The organism is Pseudomonas sp. ATCC 13867, from assembly GCF_000349845.1.
Classification (GTDB): Bacteria; Pseudomonadota; Gammaproteobacteria; order Pseudomonadales; family Pseudomonadaceae; genus Pseudomonas.
The window spans coordinates 3,697,731-3,718,341 of record NC_020829.1; the positions used below are offsets into that span (position 1 = coordinate 3,697,731).

Annotated in this window: 17 protein-coding genes; 9 read left to right on the top strand and 8 right to left on the bottom strand. The window is 63.3% G+C overall.

From position 1 onward, the window contains the following. Positions 1 to 61: 61 nt before the first annotated feature. Positions 62 to 1,228: an EAL domain-containing protein gene (locus H681_RS16420; RefSeq protein WP_015478002.1), complete on the top strand. Its 1,167-nt coding sequence runs from the start codon at positions 62 to 64 to the stop codon at positions 1,226 to 1,228. A 69-nt stretch (positions 1,229 to 1,297) separates the two neighbouring features. Next, on the top strand, positions 1,298 to 2,629 hold the full coding sequence (locus H681_RS16425) for a deoxyguanosinetriphosphate triphosphohydrolase (protein ID WP_015478003.1): 1,332 nt from the start codon (positions 1,298 to 1,300) through the stop codon (positions 2,627 to 2,629). A gap of 3 nt (positions 2,630 to 2,632) precedes the next feature. Here the strand turns inward: H681_RS16425 and H681_RS16430 are convergent, their stop codons facing one another. Then, complete coding sequence (locus H681_RS16430; RefSeq protein ID WP_015478004.1) at positions 2,633 to 6,280, bottom strand: transporter substrate-binding domain-containing protein; 3,648 nt, start codon at positions 6,278 to 6,280, stop codon at positions 2,633 to 2,635. A gap of 8 nt (positions 6,281 to 6,288) precedes the next feature. Continuing rightward, positions 6,289 to 6,915, bottom strand: coding sequence for a response regulator transcription factor (locus H681_RS16435; RefSeq protein WP_015478005.1), 627 nt, complete (start codon positions 6,913 to 6,915; stop codon positions 6,289 to 6,291). A gap of 1,123 nt (positions 6,916 to 8,038) precedes the next feature. Here H681_RS16435 and H681_RS16445 point away from each other — a divergent pair. Next, a complete protein-coding gene (locus tag H681_RS16445; RefSeq protein WP_015478007.1) occupies positions 8,039 to 8,431 on the top strand; it encodes a response regulator in 393 nt (130 codons plus the stop codon). A gap of 60 nt (positions 8,432 to 8,491) precedes the next feature. Here H681_RS16445 and H681_RS16450 read toward each other — a convergent pair whose 3' ends face one another. Continuing rightward, entirely contained in the window at positions 8,492 to 8,839 is a 348-nt protein-coding gene (locus tag H681_RS16450) for a YggL family protein (RefSeq protein ID WP_015478008.1), read from the bottom strand. 271 nt (positions 8,840 to 9,110) lie between these two features. Between H681_RS16450 and dacB the strand changes: the two genes are divergently transcribed. Further along, positions 9,111 to 10,556, top strand: coding sequence for a D-alanyl-D-alanine carboxypeptidase/D-alanyl-D-alanine endopeptidase (dacB, locus tag H681_RS16455; RefSeq protein ID WP_015478009.1), 1,446 nt, complete (start codon positions 9,111 to 9,113; stop codon positions 10,554 to 10,556). A gap of 31 nt (positions 10,557 to 10,587) precedes the next feature. Here the strand turns inward: dacB and H681_RS16460 are convergent, their stop codons facing one another. Then, positions 10,588 to 13,002, bottom strand: coding sequence for a sensor domain-containing diguanylate cyclase (locus H681_RS16460; RefSeq protein ID WP_015478010.1), 2,415 nt, complete (start codon positions 13,000 to 13,002; stop codon positions 10,588 to 10,590). A 115-nt stretch (positions 13,003 to 13,117) separates the two neighbouring features. Continuing rightward, positions 13,118 to 15,301, bottom strand: coding sequence for a bifunctional 23S rRNA (guanine(2069)-N(7))-methyltransferase RlmK/23S rRNA (guanine(2445)-N(2))-methyltransferase RlmL (gene rlmKL, locus H681_RS16465; RefSeq protein ID WP_015478011.1), 2,184 nt, complete (start codon positions 15,299 to 15,301; stop codon positions 13,118 to 13,120). A gap of 485 nt (positions 15,302 to 15,786) precedes the next feature. Between rlmKL and rmf the strand changes: the two genes are divergently transcribed. Continuing rightward, positions 15,787 to 16,005 (top strand): ribosome modulation factor, encoded by a 219-nt coding sequence (gene rmf, locus H681_RS25990; protein ID WP_015478012.1) that lies wholly within the window; start codon positions 15,787 to 15,789, stop codon positions 16,003 to 16,005. A gap of 99 nt (positions 16,006 to 16,104) precedes the next feature. Here rmf and H681_RS16470 read toward each other — a convergent pair whose 3' ends face one another. Next, positions 16,105 to 17,130, bottom strand: coding sequence for a quinone-dependent dihydroorotate dehydrogenase (locus tag H681_RS16470; protein ID WP_015478013.1), 1,026 nt, complete (start codon positions 17,128 to 17,130; stop codon positions 16,105 to 16,107). Between the two features lie 411 nt (positions 17,131 to 17,541). On the opposite strand from H681_RS16470, the gene H681_RS16475 reads away from it, so the two are divergent. Continuing rightward, a complete protein-coding gene (locus H681_RS16475) occupies positions 17,542 to 18,423 on the top strand; it encodes a DUF6685 family protein (protein WP_015478014.1) in 882 nt (293 codons plus the stop codon). An 11-nt stretch (positions 18,424 to 18,434) separates the two neighbouring features. Here H681_RS16475 and H681_RS16480 read toward each other — a convergent pair whose 3' ends face one another. Continuing rightward, complete coding sequence (locus H681_RS16480; RefSeq protein WP_051070440.1) at positions 18,435 to 18,848, bottom strand: helix-turn-helix domain-containing protein; 414 nt, start codon at positions 18,846 to 18,848, stop codon at positions 18,435 to 18,437. Positions 18,849 to 18,971: 123 nt separating this feature from the next. Between H681_RS16480 and H681_RS16485 the strand changes: the two genes are divergently transcribed. Further along, the gene (locus H681_RS16485) at positions 18,972 to 19,181 is read left to right on the top strand and encodes a hypothetical protein (RefSeq protein ID WP_015478016.1); all 210 of its coding nucleotides are present in this window, start codon (positions 18,972 to 18,974) and stop codon (positions 19,179 to 19,181) included. Then, a complete protein-coding gene (locus H681_RS16490; protein WP_015478017.1) occupies positions 19,178 to 19,447 on the top strand; it encodes a hypothetical protein in 270 nt (89 codons plus the stop codon). Before H681_RS16485 ends, H681_RS16490 begins: the two co-directional genes overlap by 4 nt. Here the strand turns inward: H681_RS16490 and H681_RS16495 are convergent. Beyond that, entirely contained in the window at positions 19,438 to 19,968 is a 531-nt protein-coding gene (locus H681_RS16495; RefSeq protein ID WP_015478018.1) for a hypothetical protein, read from the bottom strand. The two genes, H681_RS16490 and H681_RS16495, sit on opposite strands and share 10 nt — an antisense overlap. Positions 19,969 to 20,166: 198 nt before the next feature. On the opposite strand from H681_RS16495, the gene H681_RS16500 reads away from it, so the two are divergent. After that, positions 20,167 to 20,382 (top strand): hypothetical protein, encoded by a 216-nt coding sequence (locus tag H681_RS16500; RefSeq protein WP_015478019.1) that lies wholly within the window; start codon positions 20,167 to 20,169, stop codon positions 20,380 to 20,382. The last annotated feature ends 229 nt before the right edge of the window (positions 20,383 to 20,611 follow it).

Here is a 20,611-nt window from a genome sequence, read left to right on the forward strand (position 1 = left end):
TGCAACGTGACAGCTGCCCGCGCCGCCGGCGCCCACTGTCGCACCACTAAGGATGTGCCCCGTGACCGAAGGACAACCGATCGCCTGTTTCCAACCCTTCATCGACACCGCGACCGGTCTGGTCGCGGGGGTCGAGGCACTGGGACGCCTGCGTCAGGAGACCGGGGAGCTGCTCTCGGTCGGCCCGTTGTTCTTCAATCCGCGAATCAGCCTCGGCGAACTGCGCCGACTCGATCGCCAGATCCGCGATGCAGCCCTGGCACGGATCCACGAAGCCCCGGCGGACTGGTTCCTCAGCCTGAACATCTCGCCACGCTGGATCAGCCGCCTGCGGCCGAACCAGCCGCTGCCCAGCCTCAAGCAGCTGGAGCAGCAAGGGGTTCCGCCCAAGCGCGTGGTGTTCGAGATCACCGAACTGGGCGGCGGCCATCAGCGCTTGCCGGAAGTGGTGGCGCGCTACCGAGAGGCGGGGGCGCGTATCGCCATCGACGACTTCGGCGCCGGCTACTCGCAGCTCGATCGCGTACTGGCACTGCAGCCGGATATCCTCAAGCTCGACATGCGCCTGTTCCAGGCGGCCGCTCGCGGCGGTCCCAGCGGCGACGTGGTGAAGGCCCTGGCACAGATGGCCGAGAAAACCGGCTGCTGGATCATCGCAGAAGGCGTGGAAACCGAGGAGGAAATGGACTTCGCCCTGGAGTGCGGCGTGCGCTACGTGCAGGGCTACCTGTTCGCCAGACCCGCACTGGAGTTCCCGGCCAGCGACGCCTTCCGCGACGCCTTCGCCCAGCGCCGCGAGCACTATGTACGACGCAAGCTGCGGGAGCGCGCCAACCTCATCCAACTGCGCCAGCAACTCGCCGAGCTGATGGACATGCTGCGCCCCTGGGCCGAAAGCGGCGCCATCCTCAGCAGCCTGCCGCCGGCGCCGGAGTCTTTCACCCGGCTGCTACGCATCTACCAGTGCGACCGCCACGGCACCCAGACCTCACCGAACCTGGAGTGGAACGGTCTGTTCTGGAAGGAAGACCGGCGTTACCTGGGTCACAACTGGTCCTGGCGCCCGTACTTCTACCAGTTGCTGGCCGAAGGCTGGGAAGAGCGCCGCCTGATGCTGTCCAACACCTACCGCGATGCCACCACCAACCAGTACTGCATGACCGCCGGGCAGTTCATCGACCAGGGCCGGCGTCTTTTCCTCATCGACATCGATGCCGACGGCCTGTAGTCCTGCGATTGAGATTGCCGGCGCGAACGGCTAGCGTTGCCGGTAACTCTCCAGATTGCGGAAAGACGAATGGACTGGCACACCCTGCTCCCCCGAGAACGCCTCGGCAAACCGGTACACAGCAGCGCCGAGCTCGGCCGCAGCGCCTTCCACAAGGACCATGATCGCATCATCTTTTCCGGGGCATTCCGCCGCCTGGGACGCAAGACCCAGGTGCACCCGGTGTCGAGCAACGACCACATCCATACGCGCCTGACCCACTCGCTGGAGGTCGGCTGCGTCGGCCGTTCGCTGGGCATGCGCGTCGGCGAGATCATCCGCGACCGCCTGCCGGAATGGTGCGACCCGGCGGACATGGGGGTAATCGTGCAGTCCGCCTGCCTCGCCCATGACATCGGCAACCCGCCCTTCGGCCACTCCGGCGAAGACGCCATCCGCCACTGGTTCCAACAGGCCGCCGGACGTGGCTGGCTGGACGACATGAACGACGAGGAACGCTCCGACTTCCTGCATTTCGAAGGCAACGCCCAGGGCTTCCGCGTACTCACCCAACTCGAATACCACCAGTTCGACGGCGGCACGCGCCTGACCTACGCGACCCTCGGCACCTATCTGAAGTACCCCTGGACTGCCCGCCATGCCGACTCGCTCGGCTACAAGAAGCACAAGTTCGGCTGCTACCGCAGCGAGCTGCCGCTGCTGGAGCAGATCACCCAGAAACTGGGCATGCCGCCGTTGGAGTCCGAGCGTTGGGCCCGCCATCCGCTGGTCTACCTGATGGAGGCGGCGGATGACATCTGCTACGGCCTGATCGATCTCGAAGATGGGCTGGAAATGGAGCTTCTGGACTACGCCGAAGTCGAGGCGCTGCTGCTCGACCTGGTGGGCGACGATCTACCGGAGACCTACCGTCAGCTGGGCCCCAACGACTCCCGCCGGCGCAAGCTGGCAATCCTCCGCGGCAAGGCCATCGAGCACCTGACCAATGCCGCGGCGCGGGCCTTCGTCGAACAGGAGCCGGCGCTATTGGCAGGGCGGTTGTCCGGCGACCTGGTGGAGCACATGCACGGCCCCGCCAAGCGTTGCGTGCAAAGGGCCAAGGCAATGGCACGGGAGAAGATCTTCCAGGACAAGCGCAAGACACTGCATGAAATCGGTGCCTACACCACGCTGGAAATCCTGCTCAACTCCTTCTGCGGTGCGGCGCTGGAGCAGCATGGTGGCCGCACCCCATCGTTCAAGCACCGGCGAATCCTCGACCTGCTCGGCCAGAACGCGCCGGACCCGAGCTGGCCACTGTACCGCTCCTTCCTGCGCGTCATCGACTTCATCGCCGGCATGACGGACAGCTACGCCACGGAACTGGCCCGGGAAATGACGGGGCGTTCCAGCCCGAGCTGAGCCTTACGCCACCCGCCCGGACCTGGCCAACTGCTCGCTGAGTCCCCGCTGCAACTCAAACATCACCGAGATGACACTCGACGCCTTCGCGCGGATCTTCGAGACTTCAAGGTGATCACGGCAGGCGGCCTCCAGCTCGGCGCACCCCTCCTGCAGGGCACTTGCATTGACCAGGCGGGCAGCGCCTTTCATGCGATGCGCCAGCTCGCCCAGCTCTTTCCAGTCCTGCGCTTCCAGCAAAGGCCCCACCTGCTCGATATCCGTGTCATTGCTGTTGTACAACTCTTCCAGCAACCGGTGGATCAACGTGGGGTTCCCTCCAGTCATTCCCTCCAGCAACTGGAGATCCAGGCCTTGCATTTCAGGGCACGGGATATCGGACGCACAGCAGGGCACGGACTCCAGGCGTTTACGCAGGTTTTCCAGCCCGATGGGTTTGAACAGGCAATCGTTCATACCGGCACGGCGGCAGTTCTCCACCTCATCGGGCTGGGCGTTGGCGGTAAAGCCGAAAATCACGCAGGGCTCCACATCCATTTCCACCTCCAGCTCGCGAATACGGTGTGCCAGGTCATAGCCAGTGAGCACCGGCATGTTGCAGTCCGTAATCACCAGATCGAAATCGCCGGGATGCCAAGCCTGAAGTGCCTTTGCGCCGTCACATGCCACATCCACCTGATGCCCGAGATGCTCGAGCTGTTGCGTCAGCAACAGGCGGTTGGCGGCGTGGTCATCGACCACCAGCACCCGGAGTGATCGGCCGCAGGGCTGATGCGCCAGCCTGGGAGCCGCCTTCTCCTCGGCGAGCGGCTCCAGAACCTGCAGCGACAGGCTCACGCAGACCCGCGTGCCTTCTCCGGGCTGACTCTCCAATTGCACACTGCCCCCCATCATCTCCGCCAGCTTGCGACAGATGGTGAGCCCCAGGCCAGTACCGCCACGAGATGCCTGACTGGTCTGCGAAGCCTGGCTAAATGGCTCGAAGAGCTGCGCCTGATCGCTGGCGGTGATCCCGATGCCGCTGTCTTCAACCGCGACCTCCAGAGCCATGTGCGCCCCTGCGAAGCGCTCCCCGCACACGTGAATCCGTACCCGGCCCTTGTCGGTGAACTTGATGGCGTTGCTGACCAGGTTCGACAGGATCTGCTTGAAACGCAGCGGGTCGATGAGAACGTCGCAGGCGGCCTCGGCATCGATCTCCACCTTGAGCTCCAGCCCTTTCTGCCGCGCCAGTCCATCGAATACCCGAGCAATGGACTCGACCAGTTCACGCAGCCGGGCACGCTCCGGCATCAGGGTCAAACGCCCTGACTCGATCTTGGCGACATCGAGGATATCGCCGATCAACGTCAACAGAGATTTGGCCGAGTCATAGGCCACCTCGACCGACTCACGCTCCCAATGTCCCTGGTCGGCGCGGGTCAGGGCCAGTTCGAGCATGCCGATCACTGCATTCATTGGCGTGCGGATTTCATGACTCATGGTGGCCAGGAAGGTGCTCTTGGCACGGCTGGCTTCTTCGGCCTGATCCTTGGCTGCCTGCAGTTGATGGTGCAAACGTTCACGCTCGGTGACGTCGAGCCAGCCGCTCACCAGTCCCAGCACCTCGCCCTTCGGTCCCTTGTACGGGGTCGCCCAGTGGTAGACCTCCACCATGCGCTGGCACAGCAGGAACACCCGATCCGAGGCCAGCGCCCGTCCGTGCGTCATAGTCTGCAGATACTCCTCATGCAGTGCCTGGGCCTCCTCGGCAGGCAACCAGTCGCAATCGATGAGGCGGCTGCCCTGGGCGGCATTACGGGTCATGCCCGTGACCTCGAGGAAACTGCGATTGCAGGTGAGCAACCGCCCCTCCCTGTCCCGCACCGCGACGGGGTGGGGAATGCCATTGATCATCGCGCGCTTGAATCCGAGCCGATAGTTGAGCTCCTTCTCCGACAACCGTCTGCGACGAACCTTCACCTGCAGGCGCCAGTTCCATAGCAGTACTGCGCAGAGCAACGCGATACCGCCCCAGACCAGTTGTACGATCCGGGTCCGATAGCCTTCCCAGGTGCTATCAGGACCTTCGACGCTCGCCGACCAGCGCCCGATGACGTTGGCCATGTCATCCGGGGAGATCGCCAGAATCGCCTTGTTCAGGATGCTCAGGAGTTCCGGATCCCTCTGCGACACGGCAATCGAAAACTGCCCGGGCTCCCGGTCCAGGGACGCGGCCACACGCAGCTCGTGGTAATACCGCGAAATCAGGTAATTCGCCGACGTTGACAGATGGATGCTCGCATCCACCTTGCCCTCGCTGATCATCGGCAGGTCGTCGACGTTATTTTCCACCGGCACGAGCCGCACCTCCGGGTGCCGCTCGCGCATGAAACTCTCCAGGACCGAACCTCTGGGCACCGCGACACGCCGACCACGGAGATCGGCCAACGAATGGAACCAGCCCGCATCCTTCGCCACCACCACCGCAAAGGAGGCGCTCATGTAGGGGCGAGTGAAGGCCAGCCACTCCTCCCGATCCGCGGTTGGCGTCAGTGCGCCGATCGCCTTCGCCTTGCCATCCTTGACTTCGTCCAGCATGGTGGAAACGCTCGGCTCAGGCCGTACATCGAAGCTGAGTCCTGTCCGCGCGTGAATGAGGTCCAGCAGGTCCGCGGCGATTCCCTGGAAGTTCCGCTGCGAATCGAAGAAGGAAATCGGCGCCTGCGCTCGATCGACCACCAGCACCGGATGCGGGTTGCGCTCCATCCAGCGCTGTTCCTGAGGTGTGAGGATCAGTCGTTGGCTGGCGATGGAATAAGCGCCCCCAGGGCTCCAGCGCCGCTGAATGGCATTGTCGAGCTGCTGCGGAGTCGCCGCCAGCGCTCGATCGAGGATTTTCAGCAGGGGCTCGTCAGAGCTCCTGACGGCGAAGCTGAAACCCGCGCCGTTGAAACTGGCGAAATTGAGCGGCTTCAGGTTGGCGAGATAGCCCTGGCTCATCAGGTACTGCGCGCTGAACGTATCTCCCACGAACAGGTCCGCCTGCCCGAATGCCACCGCCTCGAGTGCCTGGTGCAGGGACAGGAACGGCATGATCGTGGCCCCGGGGAAGTCCCTGGCGAGTTCTTCATTGGAGAAGTAGTCGCTCACCACCGATAGTCGCTTGCCACGCAGTTGATCGCCACTGTCCAGGCGCATCCCCTGAGGACCGACAATGACCGGCTGATTGGTGAAGTAGGGTAGGGAAAGGCTGACTCCGGGGAAGCTCGACTCATAGTGGGTCGCACGGCTCAACAGATCGATCTCCCCCTTCTGGAGTGCGCTGATGGCAGATTGTCTATCAGCGTATCGGCGCACTTCGACCCGTACGTTAAGCGCCTCGGCGAGTACGCCCATGTAGTCGGCGGTCACGCCTTCCAGATCCGTACCGCTGGCCATGATGTCGAACGGTGCGTAGTCGGGGGCGGTCACCCCCAGCACGAGAGTGCGCTTGCCTCGCAGCCATTGCCAGTCCGCTTCGTTCAACTGGACCTTGACCAGCACATCCGATGACCGCGCCAGCAAATTCATGTGGGACCAGGAAGAGGACTCCGCACCCACGGCTCCCAGGCAGCCCAGCAGCAGAATCGCGCCCAGAGCCAAGCGAAGGTGTCCACGCCAGTTGAACATCACACACCTCAAACCAGCGCGTTACGCTTGGCAAACTCAATCAGGTCGACCAGGGAATGAGCATTCAGCTTCAGCAGCAGTCGCGTCTTGTAGGTGCTGACGGTCTTGTTGCTGATGAACATCTGCTCGGAAATCTCCTTGTTCGAGTAACCATTCGCCAGGTACTGGAGTACGGCCATCTCGCGATCGGAGAGGCGCTGGATGAGTTCCTGGTCATCCAGCTGTCCATTGTTCCTGCGCGTCTGCCGGATAGCCGTGCTGGGGAAGTAGTTGTATCCCGCCACCACGGCGCTGACCGCACTGATCAGCTCGGCCAGTCCGCCTTGCTTGCAGACGAAGCCCGAGGCACCGGCCTGCATGCAGCGCATGGCGAACAGGGAGGCGCTCTGCCCGGTCAGGACCAGGATTTTCAGCGGCAGGTCGAAGGCAGAGATTCGGCTGATGACCTCCAGGCCATCCAGCCGGGGGATGCCAATATCCAGAACCACCAGATCCGGAACCAGGTCCTTGACCATAGAGAGCGCATCCACGCCGTTGTCGGCCTCACCCACGACGACATGGCATTCTTTCTCCAGCAACACGCGCATTGCCATGCGGATAACCGGGTGATCATCGACAATAAGTACCTTGCTCACGGAATCCCTCCGACAGTTTCATGGAATCGAATATCTGTCGGTAAGATATCTTCTAGGCCTGTTCTGTCGAGACGTCCCCCCCTCGATATTCAGCATCAAGGGGAATTCCTACACAACAAGCGTAGATATCCTACAAAACTCCTAAATCCTGATCATTCACCCGCCTGAATATACAAATCCCGCTCCCGCATCTAATTCTCAATAAGAATCTTCCGACACCAAACAAGCGAAACACCGACATCGATTCCTCGGTCAGATCAGCACCATCGACAGAAAGCTCCGGCACCAACGGATTTCCCACATGACCTCTCCTCTGCTGATGGTTCTGGAGGATCACCCGCTCCCCAGGCAGTCCACTACATGCCCCCTGCAGACTCTCGACTATCGGGGGATACAAGCTGCAACCAACGAACAGGACGCCTTGCTGCAGCTCCGCCAGAGCGGAGGCGTAGGCATCGTGACCTGCGATGCCCACGGGCCGGGCATGGACGGTTTGAGCACCCTCCGACTGGCCACCCAGACGTATCTGGTCAAGGCCAGCGATACGGGTCAGCGAGTTATCGCCCGAGCTGTGCCAAGCGATATTGCATCTGGCCTATCGGTACAAACTCCAAGTTCTGGGTGGAGTTGAAAAATCCATCTATCTATCGAGACTACAAGAGCAGAACAGTGTTTATAGAGATCCTGGATAGGAAAAACCAAACTCATTTATCCCGACATTGCCGTCAATGCAATTCACCAAGTGCTCGCGAATCAAGATTTCACCCCTTACAACCGACGATAAATTCCCCAACCACTTCAGAGTGCGGCGCAGAAAGATCTACTCGATGAATAAGCAAAAACCCAGAGCAAGTCACTTCACACACTCTTCTGGATTTATGAAAGTTCACGACCTGAAACTTCAACCAACCTGGTTTACCATCGATAAGTCACTAACCTTCATTGAAAAGGACAGCTCCACCCACCAACTCAATAATCGCTCCATCAATCTGGAAATAGCCGACCTGCAACATCCTGAACGGAGCAGCCATATCGAAACAGGACCGGGCACTACCAGACGCCAACCCGCGCCATCAGCCCCCACCCGATGCTCAGACACCCCAGAACCCCAGGAGAAACCGCCATGCAGGACAGCACGCTCGCCATCCTGGTCGTCGAGGATCACCCCTTTCAGTTGATCGCCATGCAGATGCACCTCAACCGAATGGGGTTCTTCTACCTGACTCCCGCGCTGGACGCCGAGGAGGCCAGGGAAGCCTGTCAACGGCGTGAAAAACCCTTCGACCTGCTGCTGTGCGACATCAACCTTCCGGATACCAACGGCATAGAGCTGCTCACCGAGCTGGCCAGCAGTGGCGGCATACAGCAGGCGATACTGTTCAGTTACAGGGAGGAAGACGAGCTGCAGAGGCTGGAAAAGCAGCTCAAAAGCAGCGGCCTCCCCGTTCTAGCCTGCCTGTCCAAGCCCCTGGGCCAGCGGACGCTATTGCAAGCCCTGGGGGAGAAGGCCGGGTAACGGCCCGGAGCGCCTGGATGCACCGCCGCGTTGCGCAGCGAGCGCATCCGGCGCACGCCCTCATTCCGTCTTGGCGTTGATGGGCTGATCCGGATACCAGGCATCCATCAACGGTCCCGCCGTGAAAGCGGCCAGCTCCGGCTGTTGCCTGAGCCAGCCATCCACAGTGGCGCGCTGTTCTTCGCTGACCGAGCCACGGTGCGCCAGGCAGATGAAGCCGTATTCGTCACACCCGCCGTACACCAGCTCGTTGGGCTCCACCGCATCCGACGCGAAGCGCTGCATGAAGGCCGCAATCGCCGTTGCATCCAGACCGGACTGGTACTGGAAGCTCAATTCGAATCCCAACTCCTGGAACTCATCGACACACAACTTCTTGCGCAAACGACGAGAACGATTGGTGGCCATCTGACAACCTCCTGCGGATAAGGCGACAGGTCGGCCTTATCATGATTATTCCAACTACTGCCCGACGCTCCCCGGGCAGGCCATCCACAACTCTAACAGCTCCACCGCCGCTCCCATGACAACTGGCATGTGTTGCCCAGCGCAACACGCGGCAGCTTGCGGCATAATGTCCGCAGCTCCGGGGAAACAAGGAGCTGCTCATTCGTATTGTTGCGTTTCATCTTTTCATTTTTTCAAGTCAATGCCCGACCACTGGGATGTCACCTTTCCTATGTTCAAATCGCTGCGTGTTCTCGCCTTCGCCACATTATTACCCTTCACCCTGCCGGCACTGGCCCAGATCAACACCACCCTGCCCGACCGCGTTGCAAAGGCCCTGAAGGCCAGCAAGTTGACCAATGACGCGCTGTCGCTGGTGATGATTCCCCTCGACGGCCCCGGCAATCCAACCTACTTCAACGCCGATGTCTCGGTGAACCCGGCGTCAACCATGAAGCTGTTCACCACTTACGCCGCCCTGGAAATGCTCGGCCCGACGTACCAATGGCAGACCGAGTTCTACACCGACGGCCAGCTCAGGGACGGCGTGCTCAACGGCAACCTGTACCTCAAGGGCGGCGGCGACCCCAAGCTGAACATGGAGAAGCTCTGGCTGCTCATGCGTGACCTGCGCGCCAATGGCGTCAGCAAGGTCACCGGCGACCTGGTGCTGGACCGCAGCTACTTCAACATTCCGCAGTTGCCGGTGTTCAACGACGACGGCGGCGACGACAACAAACCCTTCCTGGTCGGCCCCGACTCCCTGCTGGTCAACCTCAAGAGCGTGCGCCTGGTCGTGCGCTCCGACGGCGGAAAGGCCAGCGTGCTGATGGACCCGCCGCTGGCCAACGTGCGTATCGACAACCAGGTCAAGGTCAGCAAGGCGGCGCCCTGCCCGGCCTGGCCGAAACTGCGTTTCAACCCCGTCACCCAGTTCGACGGCACCTCGCTGGTGGCAACCGGCCAGATCCCATCGGGCTGCAGCGCGCAGACCTACATGTCGCTGCTCGACCATCCGGGCTACACCGCCGGTGCCGTTCGCGGCATCTGGCGGGAGCTGGGCGGCAGCATCATGGGCAAGGACCGCGAAGGCAACGTGCCCAAGAGCGCCACGCTGGTCGCTCGCGCCAACTCACCGGACGTGGTGGAAGTCATCCGTGACATCAACAAATTCAGCAACAACACGATGGCGCGCCAGCTGTTCCTCTCCCTGGGCGAACGCTTCCGCAACAGTGCCGATGCCGATGACGCCCAGGCCGCGCAGCGGGTGATTCGCCAATGGCTGGCCCGCAAGGGCATCACCGCCACGCACCTGGTGATGGAGAACGGCTCCGGCCTGTCCCGCGACGAGCGCGTCAGCGCTCGCGAGATGGCCGCGATGCTGCAAGCCGCCTGGCACAGCCCCTATGCCGCCGAGTACATCTCCTCGCTGCCGATCGTGGCGAAGGACGGCACCATGCGCAAACGCCTGCGCGGCACCCCGATGGCCGGTGAGGCGCACGTCAAGACCGGTACGCTGAACACGGTCCGCGCCCTGGCCGGCTTCAGCCGCGACGCCAACGGACGCAACTGGGTGGTGGTGGCGATCCTCAACAGCAATCGGCCTTGGGGGGCCTCGTCCATCCTCGACCAGGTATTGCTGGACCTCTACAGCAGCACCAGGCGCACCGGCGGCTGATACGCAAGGCCCCCGGTCCATGCCGGGGTCCTCATCCGTCGTCGCGTTCCAGCCGATCACGCCCCGAGCGCTTCGCCCGGTAAACCGCGCGGTCCACCTTGCGCAGCAGATCGTCGGCCGTCTCGCCGAGACGCCAACCGACCACCCCGAAGCTGGCGGTCACCACACCGACGCCCTCCACGGGCTGACTCCGCAGCGCCTGCCACAGCGCTTCGGCCAACTGCGCCGCCTGCTCCACAGAACTGCCCGGACAGAGCACCACCAGCTCTTCCCCGCCCAGCCGGCAGAACACATCCACCTTGCGCAGGCGCTGGGAGACTCTCTGGCACAGCGTGATCAGCACGGTGTCGCCCGCCTCATGGCCGAAACGGTCGTTGATGTCCTTGAAATGGTCGACGTCGAACATCACCAGCGCCAGCGGCTCGCCGCTGCGTGAGCAGCGCGCCATGCTCAGTTCCAGTTGCTCCTTGAAGTACCGCCGGTTGTGCACCCCTGTCAGCGCGTCGGTCACCGAGAGCCGCCGCAACTCCAACTCCGCTTCCTTGCGTCGGGTGATGTCAGTGGCGATGCCCAGGTAGCCGGTCAGCACGCCCGAGGAGTCTCGTACGCCGGTAATGATCAGATTGATCTTCAACTGCCGGCCGTCCCGGCGAACACAGGTCCATTCATGCTCCTCATGCCCCTCGCCAACCAGCGCGCCAACGACTTCGAAGCCGCGGATTTCGCGTCCCAGCGCAATCGACAGGTCATGCGCCCGGCGGAGGATTTCCTCTTTGACGAAGATATTCTCCGGCACCGGTCGGCCCAGCACCTCCCGCGCGCTGTAGCCGAACAGGCGTTCGGCGCCGACGTTGCAGCTGCGTACGAAGCCTCGCAGATCGGTGGACACGATGGCGACCTGGGTCGCCGCATCGAGCAGCCCGTGCAGGCGATTGTTGACCTCCCCCAGCTCCAGCTCCACCGCCTTGCGTGAACTGATATCGGTCTGCGTACCGATCATCCGTCGCGGCGAACCCTCGCCGCTCCGCTCCACCACCTGGCCGCGATCCAGCACCCACAGCCAGCGGCCGCTCTTGCAGCGCAAGCGGTGCTCGCTCTGGTACAGCGACGTCTCGCCGCACAGATGCCGTTGCAGGGCCTCGCTGCGCGCGGTCCGGTCGTCAGGATGAACCCGGCGCGCGCACTCGTCCGGACTCGCACCGATCTCCGCCGCGCGGAACCCCAGCATGGCTTTCCAGGCATGGGAGTAGAACACCTTGCCCAGATCGAGGTTCCAGTCCCACACGCCGTGTCCGGCGCTGTCCATCGCGAAGTGCAGGCGTGCCTGGTTCTCCTGGAGCTCCAGCTGGTTGGCACGCAGCTCGGCAGTGCGCTCCGCCACCAGCTGCAACGCCCGCTGACGCTGCCCCAGCAGCGCCAGTACATACCCCGCCAGCAGCAGCGACGTCAGCAGTCCGCCCAAGACCACCCATAACTGTGGATGGCCCTCGTTGCGCTGCAGAAAATCCCGGGAAGGCTCGATACGGACGAGGTAGTCCCGCCCGGCGAAATCCAGATGCCGCTCCGCCACCAGGCCGGAATCCGGCGCGGCCATCACCGCACTGCGATACATCGGCGGATCCGGCTGCTCCTCCGCACTGTCGCGCAGGGTCAGGGCCAGTTGCGCCAGGCTGTCGGCATCCATGCCCTGCTCGATCAGCAGGCGGTAGCTGATCGCCGCTACCAGGATACCCAGCAGGCCGCCACGGCCTTCCTCTCCGGCGGCGGTCGTCACGCCGCCTCGGTAGAACGGCGCGGCCAACAGGACGCCGGCCGCATCCGCCACGGGAGCGCCGGGCAGGACCACGGGCATCGAAGCCGTCAGTTGTCGTCCGATGAGCACCCGCTGCGTCAGTTCGCGCCCCGGCAAGGTGGAACCCAGGTCGAGTCCGAGCGGCAACTCCTGCAGATACTCGGAAGCTCCGTAGAGCACGGGGAAGTAGCGCTCACGAACCTGCGCGGGAACCGGATCGCCCTGTGGGCCCAGCTCATGGAGCTGATAGTCGAGCATCCCCGACGCCTGGACCTGCGCCTCGAACACCGCGCGCCCGCCGTGTTCGATCCTGGGTAGCCAGGCATACCCCAGGGCATCGCCCAGCAAGGGGCTGACGAAATGCTCGAACTCCTCGCGCGATACCTCATTGGAGTTCTCGAAGAAGCGCTGGATGGATTCGAGCTCGCTGCGCTGCAACAGCAACCGCTCACGCACCCGGTCGACCCGCTCGTTGGCCGCCAGGGCGAACTGTTGCTCCAGCGCCGTGCGCGCGTTGCGCCAGACATTCCAACCCAGCAGGCCCGTCAGCAGCACCCCGGCGGCGAGCACCAGGCCGGCCGCGCGCAGCGCCTTCTTTTGGCGGGCGACTCCCTGAGCGGCAGGCAATTGCTCATAGGCCGGCAACTGAGTCATGGGGACTCCCGCGTTCAGGGCTGCGGAAAGGGTACCCAGTTCTTATAGCAGATGATGGCAGATTGCCCGAAAGCCACTCGACGCACGGCCACGGCGTGCCGTGCGCCAGCCGGCATCAACGTATGCTGATGCGCCAGGCCCGGTGGATCCTGCTATTGCGCGCGAAATCCTGGTCCAGGGTCTGCGCACTGATCTCCTCGACCTGATAACGCGCCGCCACGCCCTCATCCAGTTCGAACTTGCGGAAGTTGTTGGAGAAGTACAGCACTCCCCCCTTGGCCAGGCGCGCCATCGCCAGGTCGATCAGTTCGACCTGGTCGCGCTGCACGTCGAACACGCCTTCCATGCGCTTGGAGTTGGAGAAGGTCGGCGGATCGATGAAGATCAGCTCATATTCGCCACGATCTTCCCGCAGCCACTCCATCACGTCGCTCTGCACCAGACGCTGCTTGTCGGAGAAGCCGTTCAGCGACAGGTTGCGCCGCGCCCAGTCCAGATAGGTCTTGGACAGATCGACGCTGGTGGTGCTGCGCGCCCCGCCCTTTGCCGCATGCACGGTCGCCGTAGCGGTGTAGCAGAACAGGTTGAGGAAGCGTTTGCCCTGGGCCTCGCGCTGGATGCGCAGGCGCATCGGGCGGTGGTCGAGGAACAGGCCGGTGTCGAGGTAATCGGTCAGGTTGACCAGCAGCTTGACGCCGCCCTCTTCCACTTCCATGAAGCGACCTTCGGCGCTCTGCCGCTCGTACTGCTTCTTGCCGGCCTGACGCTCGCGACGCTTGATCACGATGCGCTCGGTGGGAATACCCAGCGCCTGCGGCAGCGCCGCCAGCGCGTCGAGCAAGCGGGCCTGGGCCTTGGCCGGGTCGATGGACTTGGGCGCGGCGTACTCCTGTACATGTGCCCAGTCGCGGTACAGGTCCACGGCCAGGGCGTACTCGGGCATGTCCGCGTCATACAGGCGGTAGCACTCGATCTTTTCCTTGCGCGCCCACTTGCCCAGCGCCTTGAGGTTCTTCTGCAGGCGATTGGCGAACATCTGCCCGCCTTCGCTCAGGCGGGCCTGCTCGATCACCGCCGGACCCTGGGTCGGCGCCGACTCGCTGCGCTCACCCCGATCGCCGGTCACGAACTGGCGCGGCTCCACGTCGAGCATGATCAGCTTGCAAGGCAGCGCGCCGTTGAAGAAGGCGTACTGCTTGTGGCTGCGGATGCCCATGCGCTTGCCCAGCTCCGGCGCCCCGGTGAACACCCCGGCGCTCCAGCCCAGGCAGCTCTGGCGCAGACGCTCGCCCAGGTGCTGGTAGAGATACAGCAGGCTGGCTTCATCGCCCAGGCGCTCGCCGTAGGGCGGGTTGCAGATGATCAGGCCCTTCTGGCCCTTGTCCGGACGCGGCTCGAAGGTGGCCAGTTCGCCCTGGTAGATCTTCACCCATTCGGCCAGACCGGAACGTTCGATGTTGTTGCGCGCCGGCTGGATCAGGCGCGGGTCGGCCTCGTAGCCGCGAATCCACAACGGGGTCTTCGAAAGGCCGACGTCAGCCCGATGCAGGGCTTCTTCGAGCAGCTTCTTCCAGATGGCCGGCACATGGCCCAGCCAGTTGCTGAAGCCCCAGCGCTCGCGCTTGAGGTTCGGCGCCACATCGGCGGCGATCAGGCCAGCCTCGATCAGGAAGGTACCGACGCCGCACATCGGGTCGGACAGCGCGCCGCCTTCGGCGGCGATCTTCGGCCAACCGGCGCGGATCAGCACGGCGGCGGCGAGGTTTTCCTTCAGCGGCGCGGCGCCCTGCTGCAGACGGTAACCGCGCTGATGCAGGCTGTGGCCGGAAAGGTCCAGCGACAGGACGGCCTGGCCGCGGTCCAGGTGCAGGTGCACGCGGATGTCCGGATTGACCTTGTCCACCGTCGGGCGCTTGCCGAACTCGGCGCGCAGGTTGTCGACGATGGCGTCCTTCACCTTCAGCGCACCGAAGTGGGTGTTGTCGATGCCCGAGCCCTTGCCGCTGAACTCCACGGCAAGGCTGCCGCCGGCGTCCAGGTGATCGCTCCATTGAACGGCATTGACGCCCATGTACAGGTCTTCGGCATTGCTCACCGGGAAACGCGACAGCACCAGCAACACCCGATTCGCCAGGCGCGACCACAGGCACAGGCGATAGGCCGTCTCCAGGTCGCCCTGCCCGCGCACCGCCGATACCTGTGCGCGCGCCTCCTCAAGACCCAAGGCCTGCGCCTCGTCCAGCAACAGGCCATCGAGCCCCTTGGGGCAGGTCAGGAAAAGTTCGTAGTGTTCCGCCATGTCAATCTTCCCGGGCCGCAGCCCTCTCTTTTTCATGAAGCTCCACCAGGGAGCTCTGTCGGCCATCCGCGCGGGGGATTTCCCGCGGACAGCAATCGGTGTTCATTTTCCGGGACAGTCGTTCAACCTGTCTGCGACCTCGAGTCGCATATCACCGGCCCACTCGTCGGAATGAGAGAAAGTCGCAATTAGACACACTTTCCCCTTGACCCGGTACAACCCCACGTCCCTGGTGGATTACGCGATGGTGGCACTCTCCAACCGGGCAAACGCTTATGGCTTGATTCCATAAGAGTTAAGTCTTTATGACAAATTGGTTGTTCACAGCCCCTTGGGCTTTGGTTAGAACTCAGCTTAATCCGTTATCGCAATGATAACGGGCGGGGCGCGTCACGCCGGCAATGCGCCCCATTGGCGGAAATTTCCGCCCGGCCTCCCTGGGGGGCCAACGGGACATAACAGTCAACAAGTGAGGGCAACACCCTATGAGAAGACTTAAGCGTGATCCGTTGGAAAGAGCCTTTTTGCGCGGTTATCAGCACGGCATCACTGGAAAATCTCGCGACCTCTGTCCGTTTACCCATCCCACCGCTCGGCAATCCTGGCTCAATGGCTGGCGTGAGGGCCGTGGCGACAACTGGGATGGTTTGACCGGCACCGCCGGTATTCAACGTCTGAATCAGATGCAGCACGCGAACGGCTGAATCGACGGACCACACCGACTTCCCCAAGCCGCCCCATCCGGGCGGAAAAGGGCGCAAGCCCAAGGGCTCCGAAAGGAGCCCTACTTATTTCTACCGTCCTTATCCCCGCTGGGCCGCGGCGATTGCATCCACCGCCTCGCGGATCAGCGCCGGGCCCTTGTAGATGAAGCCCGAATAGATCTGCACCAGGCTCGCTCCGGCGGCGATCTTCTCCGCCGCATGGATGCCTTCGGTGATACCGCCCGCGGCGATGATCGGCAGGCGCCCACCCAGCTCACCCGCCAGTACCTTGACGATGTGGGTGCTCTTCTCGCGTACCGGCGCGCCGGACAGCCCGCCCACCTCATCGCCGAAGGGCAGGTGCTCGACGCCTTCGCGGCTCAGCGTGGTGTTGGTGGCGATCACCGCGTCCATGCCCGCCTCCACCAGCGCGCTGGCGACCATCGCGGTTTCCTCGTCGCTCATGTCCGGAGCGATCTTGATCGCCAGCGGCACACGGCGGCCGTGCTGCACGGCCAGGTCTTCCTGGCGCTGGCGCAGGGCTTCGAGCAGTTGCTTGAGCGAGTCGCCGAACTGCAGGCTGCGCAGGCCGGGGGTATTGGGCGAGCTGACGTTGACCGTCACATAGCTGGCGTGGCCATAGACCTTGTCCAGGCAGATCAGGTAGTCGTCCACCGCGCGTTCCACGGGCGTATCGAAGTTCTTGCCGATGTTGATGCCCAGCACGCCACGGTATTTCGCCGCCTTGACTCGCTCGATCAGGTGATCGACGCCGTGGTTGTTGAAGCCCATGCGATTGATGATCGCAGTGGCCTGCGGCAGGCGGAACAGGCGTGGCTTGGGGTTGCCCGGCTGGGGGCGCGGGGTGACTGTGCCGATCTCGACGAAACCGAAGCCCAGTTGCGCAAAGCCATCGATGGCGTCGCCGTTCTTGTCCAGGCCTGCGGCCAATCCCACCGGGTTGGCGAACTCCAGCCCCATCACCTTCACCGGCAGGCTCACCGGCAACTGGGTGACCAGGCCATTGAGGCCAAGGCGGCCGCCGGCACCGATCAGGTCGATGGACAGTTCGTGGGACGTTTCCGGGGAAAGCTTGAACAGGAGCTCGCGGGCCAGGCTGTACATGGTCGGGCATCGGTCGGCAAAATGGGGCGCTATTATAGCTGGCGGCACCCCGCTCAGGCGAGGCGCTGCGACGCCAGCGACCGCCCGGGGCCATCGAATTGCCCGTTCGAAGCGACCCGCACGCTCGGGCGCGGGCTGAAAGGCCGCAGAGGATGGACCGGCAGCGACCATCGAGGTCGGCCCCCGCACGCGATGGCGTGCCACGATAGACTGCCTGCAACCGGTGCGCCGGCAGGCAGATGTTCAGCACCATGCAAGCCACGGAGGTCTCCCCCGAGTGATAGGAAGATTTTTGCCGCAACGCATGCGCCACATGGCGCCAGGGTTTTCTATGCTTAGGGCAATTCGCCGCGCATCCGCTTCGGCGCTTCCTGCACTGACCGTCCGGCCATCGGGAGTCTTGCGTCGAACATGAGCCAGCCCCCTCGCCACCGCAGCATGACCAGCCGCTTGTCCGCCCTCGCCCAGCGCCTGGGACTTGGCGGCGCCGATGCCCACAATGTCGCGCAACGCAGCCGTACCCTTTCCCTGCCGTTCGAGGCCCCCGGCGCCTTCGCCAGCGGCATCGGCTGGCAGTCCGGCGCACCGCTCCACCGCCTGATCGACCTGCCGCGCGGAGCGCTGTCCGGGCCGGTCCAGGAAGACAAGGCGCGCATCCACGCGGTGCTCAAGCGCCTGGTCGGCAGCCACCGCGACGAGCATCCGGCCCTCGACCTGCGCACGCTGGACGGCCTGTGCCACCGCTCACTGCAGGACAGCACCCTGGCAACACTGGACGAACTGACGCAAAGCGACAACTGCCGCAAGGTGCGGATCATCAGCTACAACGACTTCACCAAGGTTCTCGGCCAGGCGCTGCCGGGTTTCCAGCGCAAGGCCGCCTTGCAGTTGCGGCGCGCCAGCTGGCATGGCGACCGGCTGTTCTGGGATGACGACAATCACGCCTGCGAGATGGCCTGCGCCGTGGTCTATGCCCGGCGGCGAGGGCTGGAGATCACGCTGCCGGCGGTCATTCAGTGCTTCGAGCTGCACGCAGCGGTGCTGGATGAACTGGATCGCGGCTTCCACATGCTGGCAATGCCGGCGCGGGCCTGGAGCGACCCGGCGTTCATGGACCTGCTGCTGGACACCGGCATGCCCTACGCGCGCTTCGGTCTGTTCAACACGGAAACCCCGGAAAGCCTGCTGCTGCCCAAGGATCATCCGCAATCCGACGCCTTCGGCCAGGGCCTGCGGGAGGCCGGTGCCGCGGACGTCATCGACTACCTGCGACGCGCCAGCTCGACCGGCTGAGATCCGCCGCGCTACTCGGCAGCATCGTCCTCGCTGATCCGGCGCTCTTCCTCGCTCAGGCTTTCCAGCACCTCACGGTGGCGCGCCTGCCACTCTTCCAGGCTCAGGTTGCTGGTGGCGAGCAACTGCGGATGGCGCTTGACCAGATAGACCGCGGCGCGCTGGGCGGAATCGGCGACCTTCCAGGTCACCTCGGCGGAGTCGATCGGCCCTTCGTAGGTGATCCAGCGGCTGAAATCCTGATACTCGCTGCAGACTTTTTCGAAGTCCTCGTCGCGCATGCGCTGGTTGCCGTACTCGATGTTCTCCACATCTTTCTCTTTCATACCGACTGTTTCGGCAAATGCGCGGCGCGACAGGCCAGTCAGCGCACGAAGCGCCCGTAGTCTTTCTCCTGCAGTGAACAGGAAACGTTTCTTCACCATATGTCATCCGTGTCCGAGACTGTATAGTCCGGCTATAAATTCCTAACAATTAGGATAAAATTATCCTTTCACAGGGGCTCGAACCTGCCGTTTCGAGCAATTTCCGATGGTGCAGGATGCAGCATGAAAGTGGAAGAACCGTTCTCCCCGGACCTCATCGAGGGCAAGTACTACCTGACGCCCGAGCGCTTTGCGCAATTGATCGGCATGGGCGACCGGCTGATCGTGGTGCAGCGATGGATCGACCTCGGTGAGGTGCCTTCGCGCATCATTGGCGGCCAGCTCCTGGTGGACCTGAGCGCCCTGCTCAAACAGGCCGACTCGGCGAAATGAGCCTGCCCCTGCTGCCACGGATCTGCCTTCACGCGGCAGACCTGGCGCGCGGCAAGCAAGTGCTGCTCGTCCATGAAGAGTGCCATGCGCTGCGAGAGTTCCAGCACATCGGCCTGCTGCACATGCAGGCGCCAGCGCTCGACCGCCAGGCGACGCTCTGCACCTGTCGGCATCCCCGGTTGTTCGCCTTTCACTTCTATTACCGCTGGCTGCCGACCCATATCGGCAGCTTTCGCCCATCGCCCAAGGACTTCGATCACTCCTGAGCGGCGTACTGCGCGGCTTCCAGTGCGGGAGCCGCGGGAATGCCGATCTCCACGCAAAGGTTCATGGCGCGCTCCAGGTCGTTGCGGTAGACCAGCACGCACTGCAGCTCGTCATCCAGCGGCTCGCTGAAGTCCACCAGGACATAGCCACCCTTCTCGGGGTAGAGCGCGCCCAGTTGGGTCTGGATGCGGTTCAGCGCCACGAGCGGCTCGGCCTTGCGCAGTTGCTTGGCCTGCAGGACGAAGTTGACGCCCGGATCGAAGGACGCACGAATCTCCCCGAACAACTCTTCATAGCTGTCACCCTGGAACAGCACGATTTCCGGGAGGCTGCCCACCACCACCCACTCCCCCAGGGGAATCGGGAAGCTGTCGTCGTAGTTGATGTCCGGGTTGGCCGCGTGGAACGCCTTCGGATCGGCGTAGGCCTGGGTGGCCTCGTCGGCGATCTGCTCGATCTCCGCCTCGCCCAGGCAGCCCGAGCTGATCAGTGTGAGGAGTTCGACGAGTTGCGCTTTCATGGGGAGGTCCTGAGAAGAGATGAACAGCCGCGAAGGATATCCGCAATCACGAAAAAACGCCGTAAGTAGGGAACCTTCTTACAGACCGACCTGTCGGAAGTCGCCATAACGATACTCACTATCAAACGGGATGATTTCTGCGCGATCCGTGCAGTTGATAGCCTCGCATCCATTCCGCTCCCTCTACGGGTAAACCCGATGAACCGTGCCCTTGCCTTACTGACCCTGATCACGCCGCTGTGGCTGGCAGGTTGCAGCAGCCAGTCTGCGCCTCGGCCGGAGCCTTACAGCAACGACGAAGTGAAGTCCTTCGCGCTGAAGATCCTCGGCTCCAGCAATATGTCCGACGAGCTCTACGCCAAGTACCGCCGCGCGCTGACCGAGCCGCGAGAGGATGGACGCAGCGGAAGCTGAATGTTCTGGCGCATGCCGGTGAGGCTGCGGTAGCAACTTTCCTCATCTCGATTTTTTCCGCGCCATACGAAGCGTTTCATGGGCGCTCGTGGCCGGGGACATGCCCAAGCCACGGCAGGGTGCGGTTCGCGAGCAAGCTCGCTCCTACCTGTATAGCGTCTCGCTCTGCCCTGAGCCGGGTGGCTCGTGTCTGAAAAAAAGCCCCGCACAAGGCGGGGCTGGAGCATCG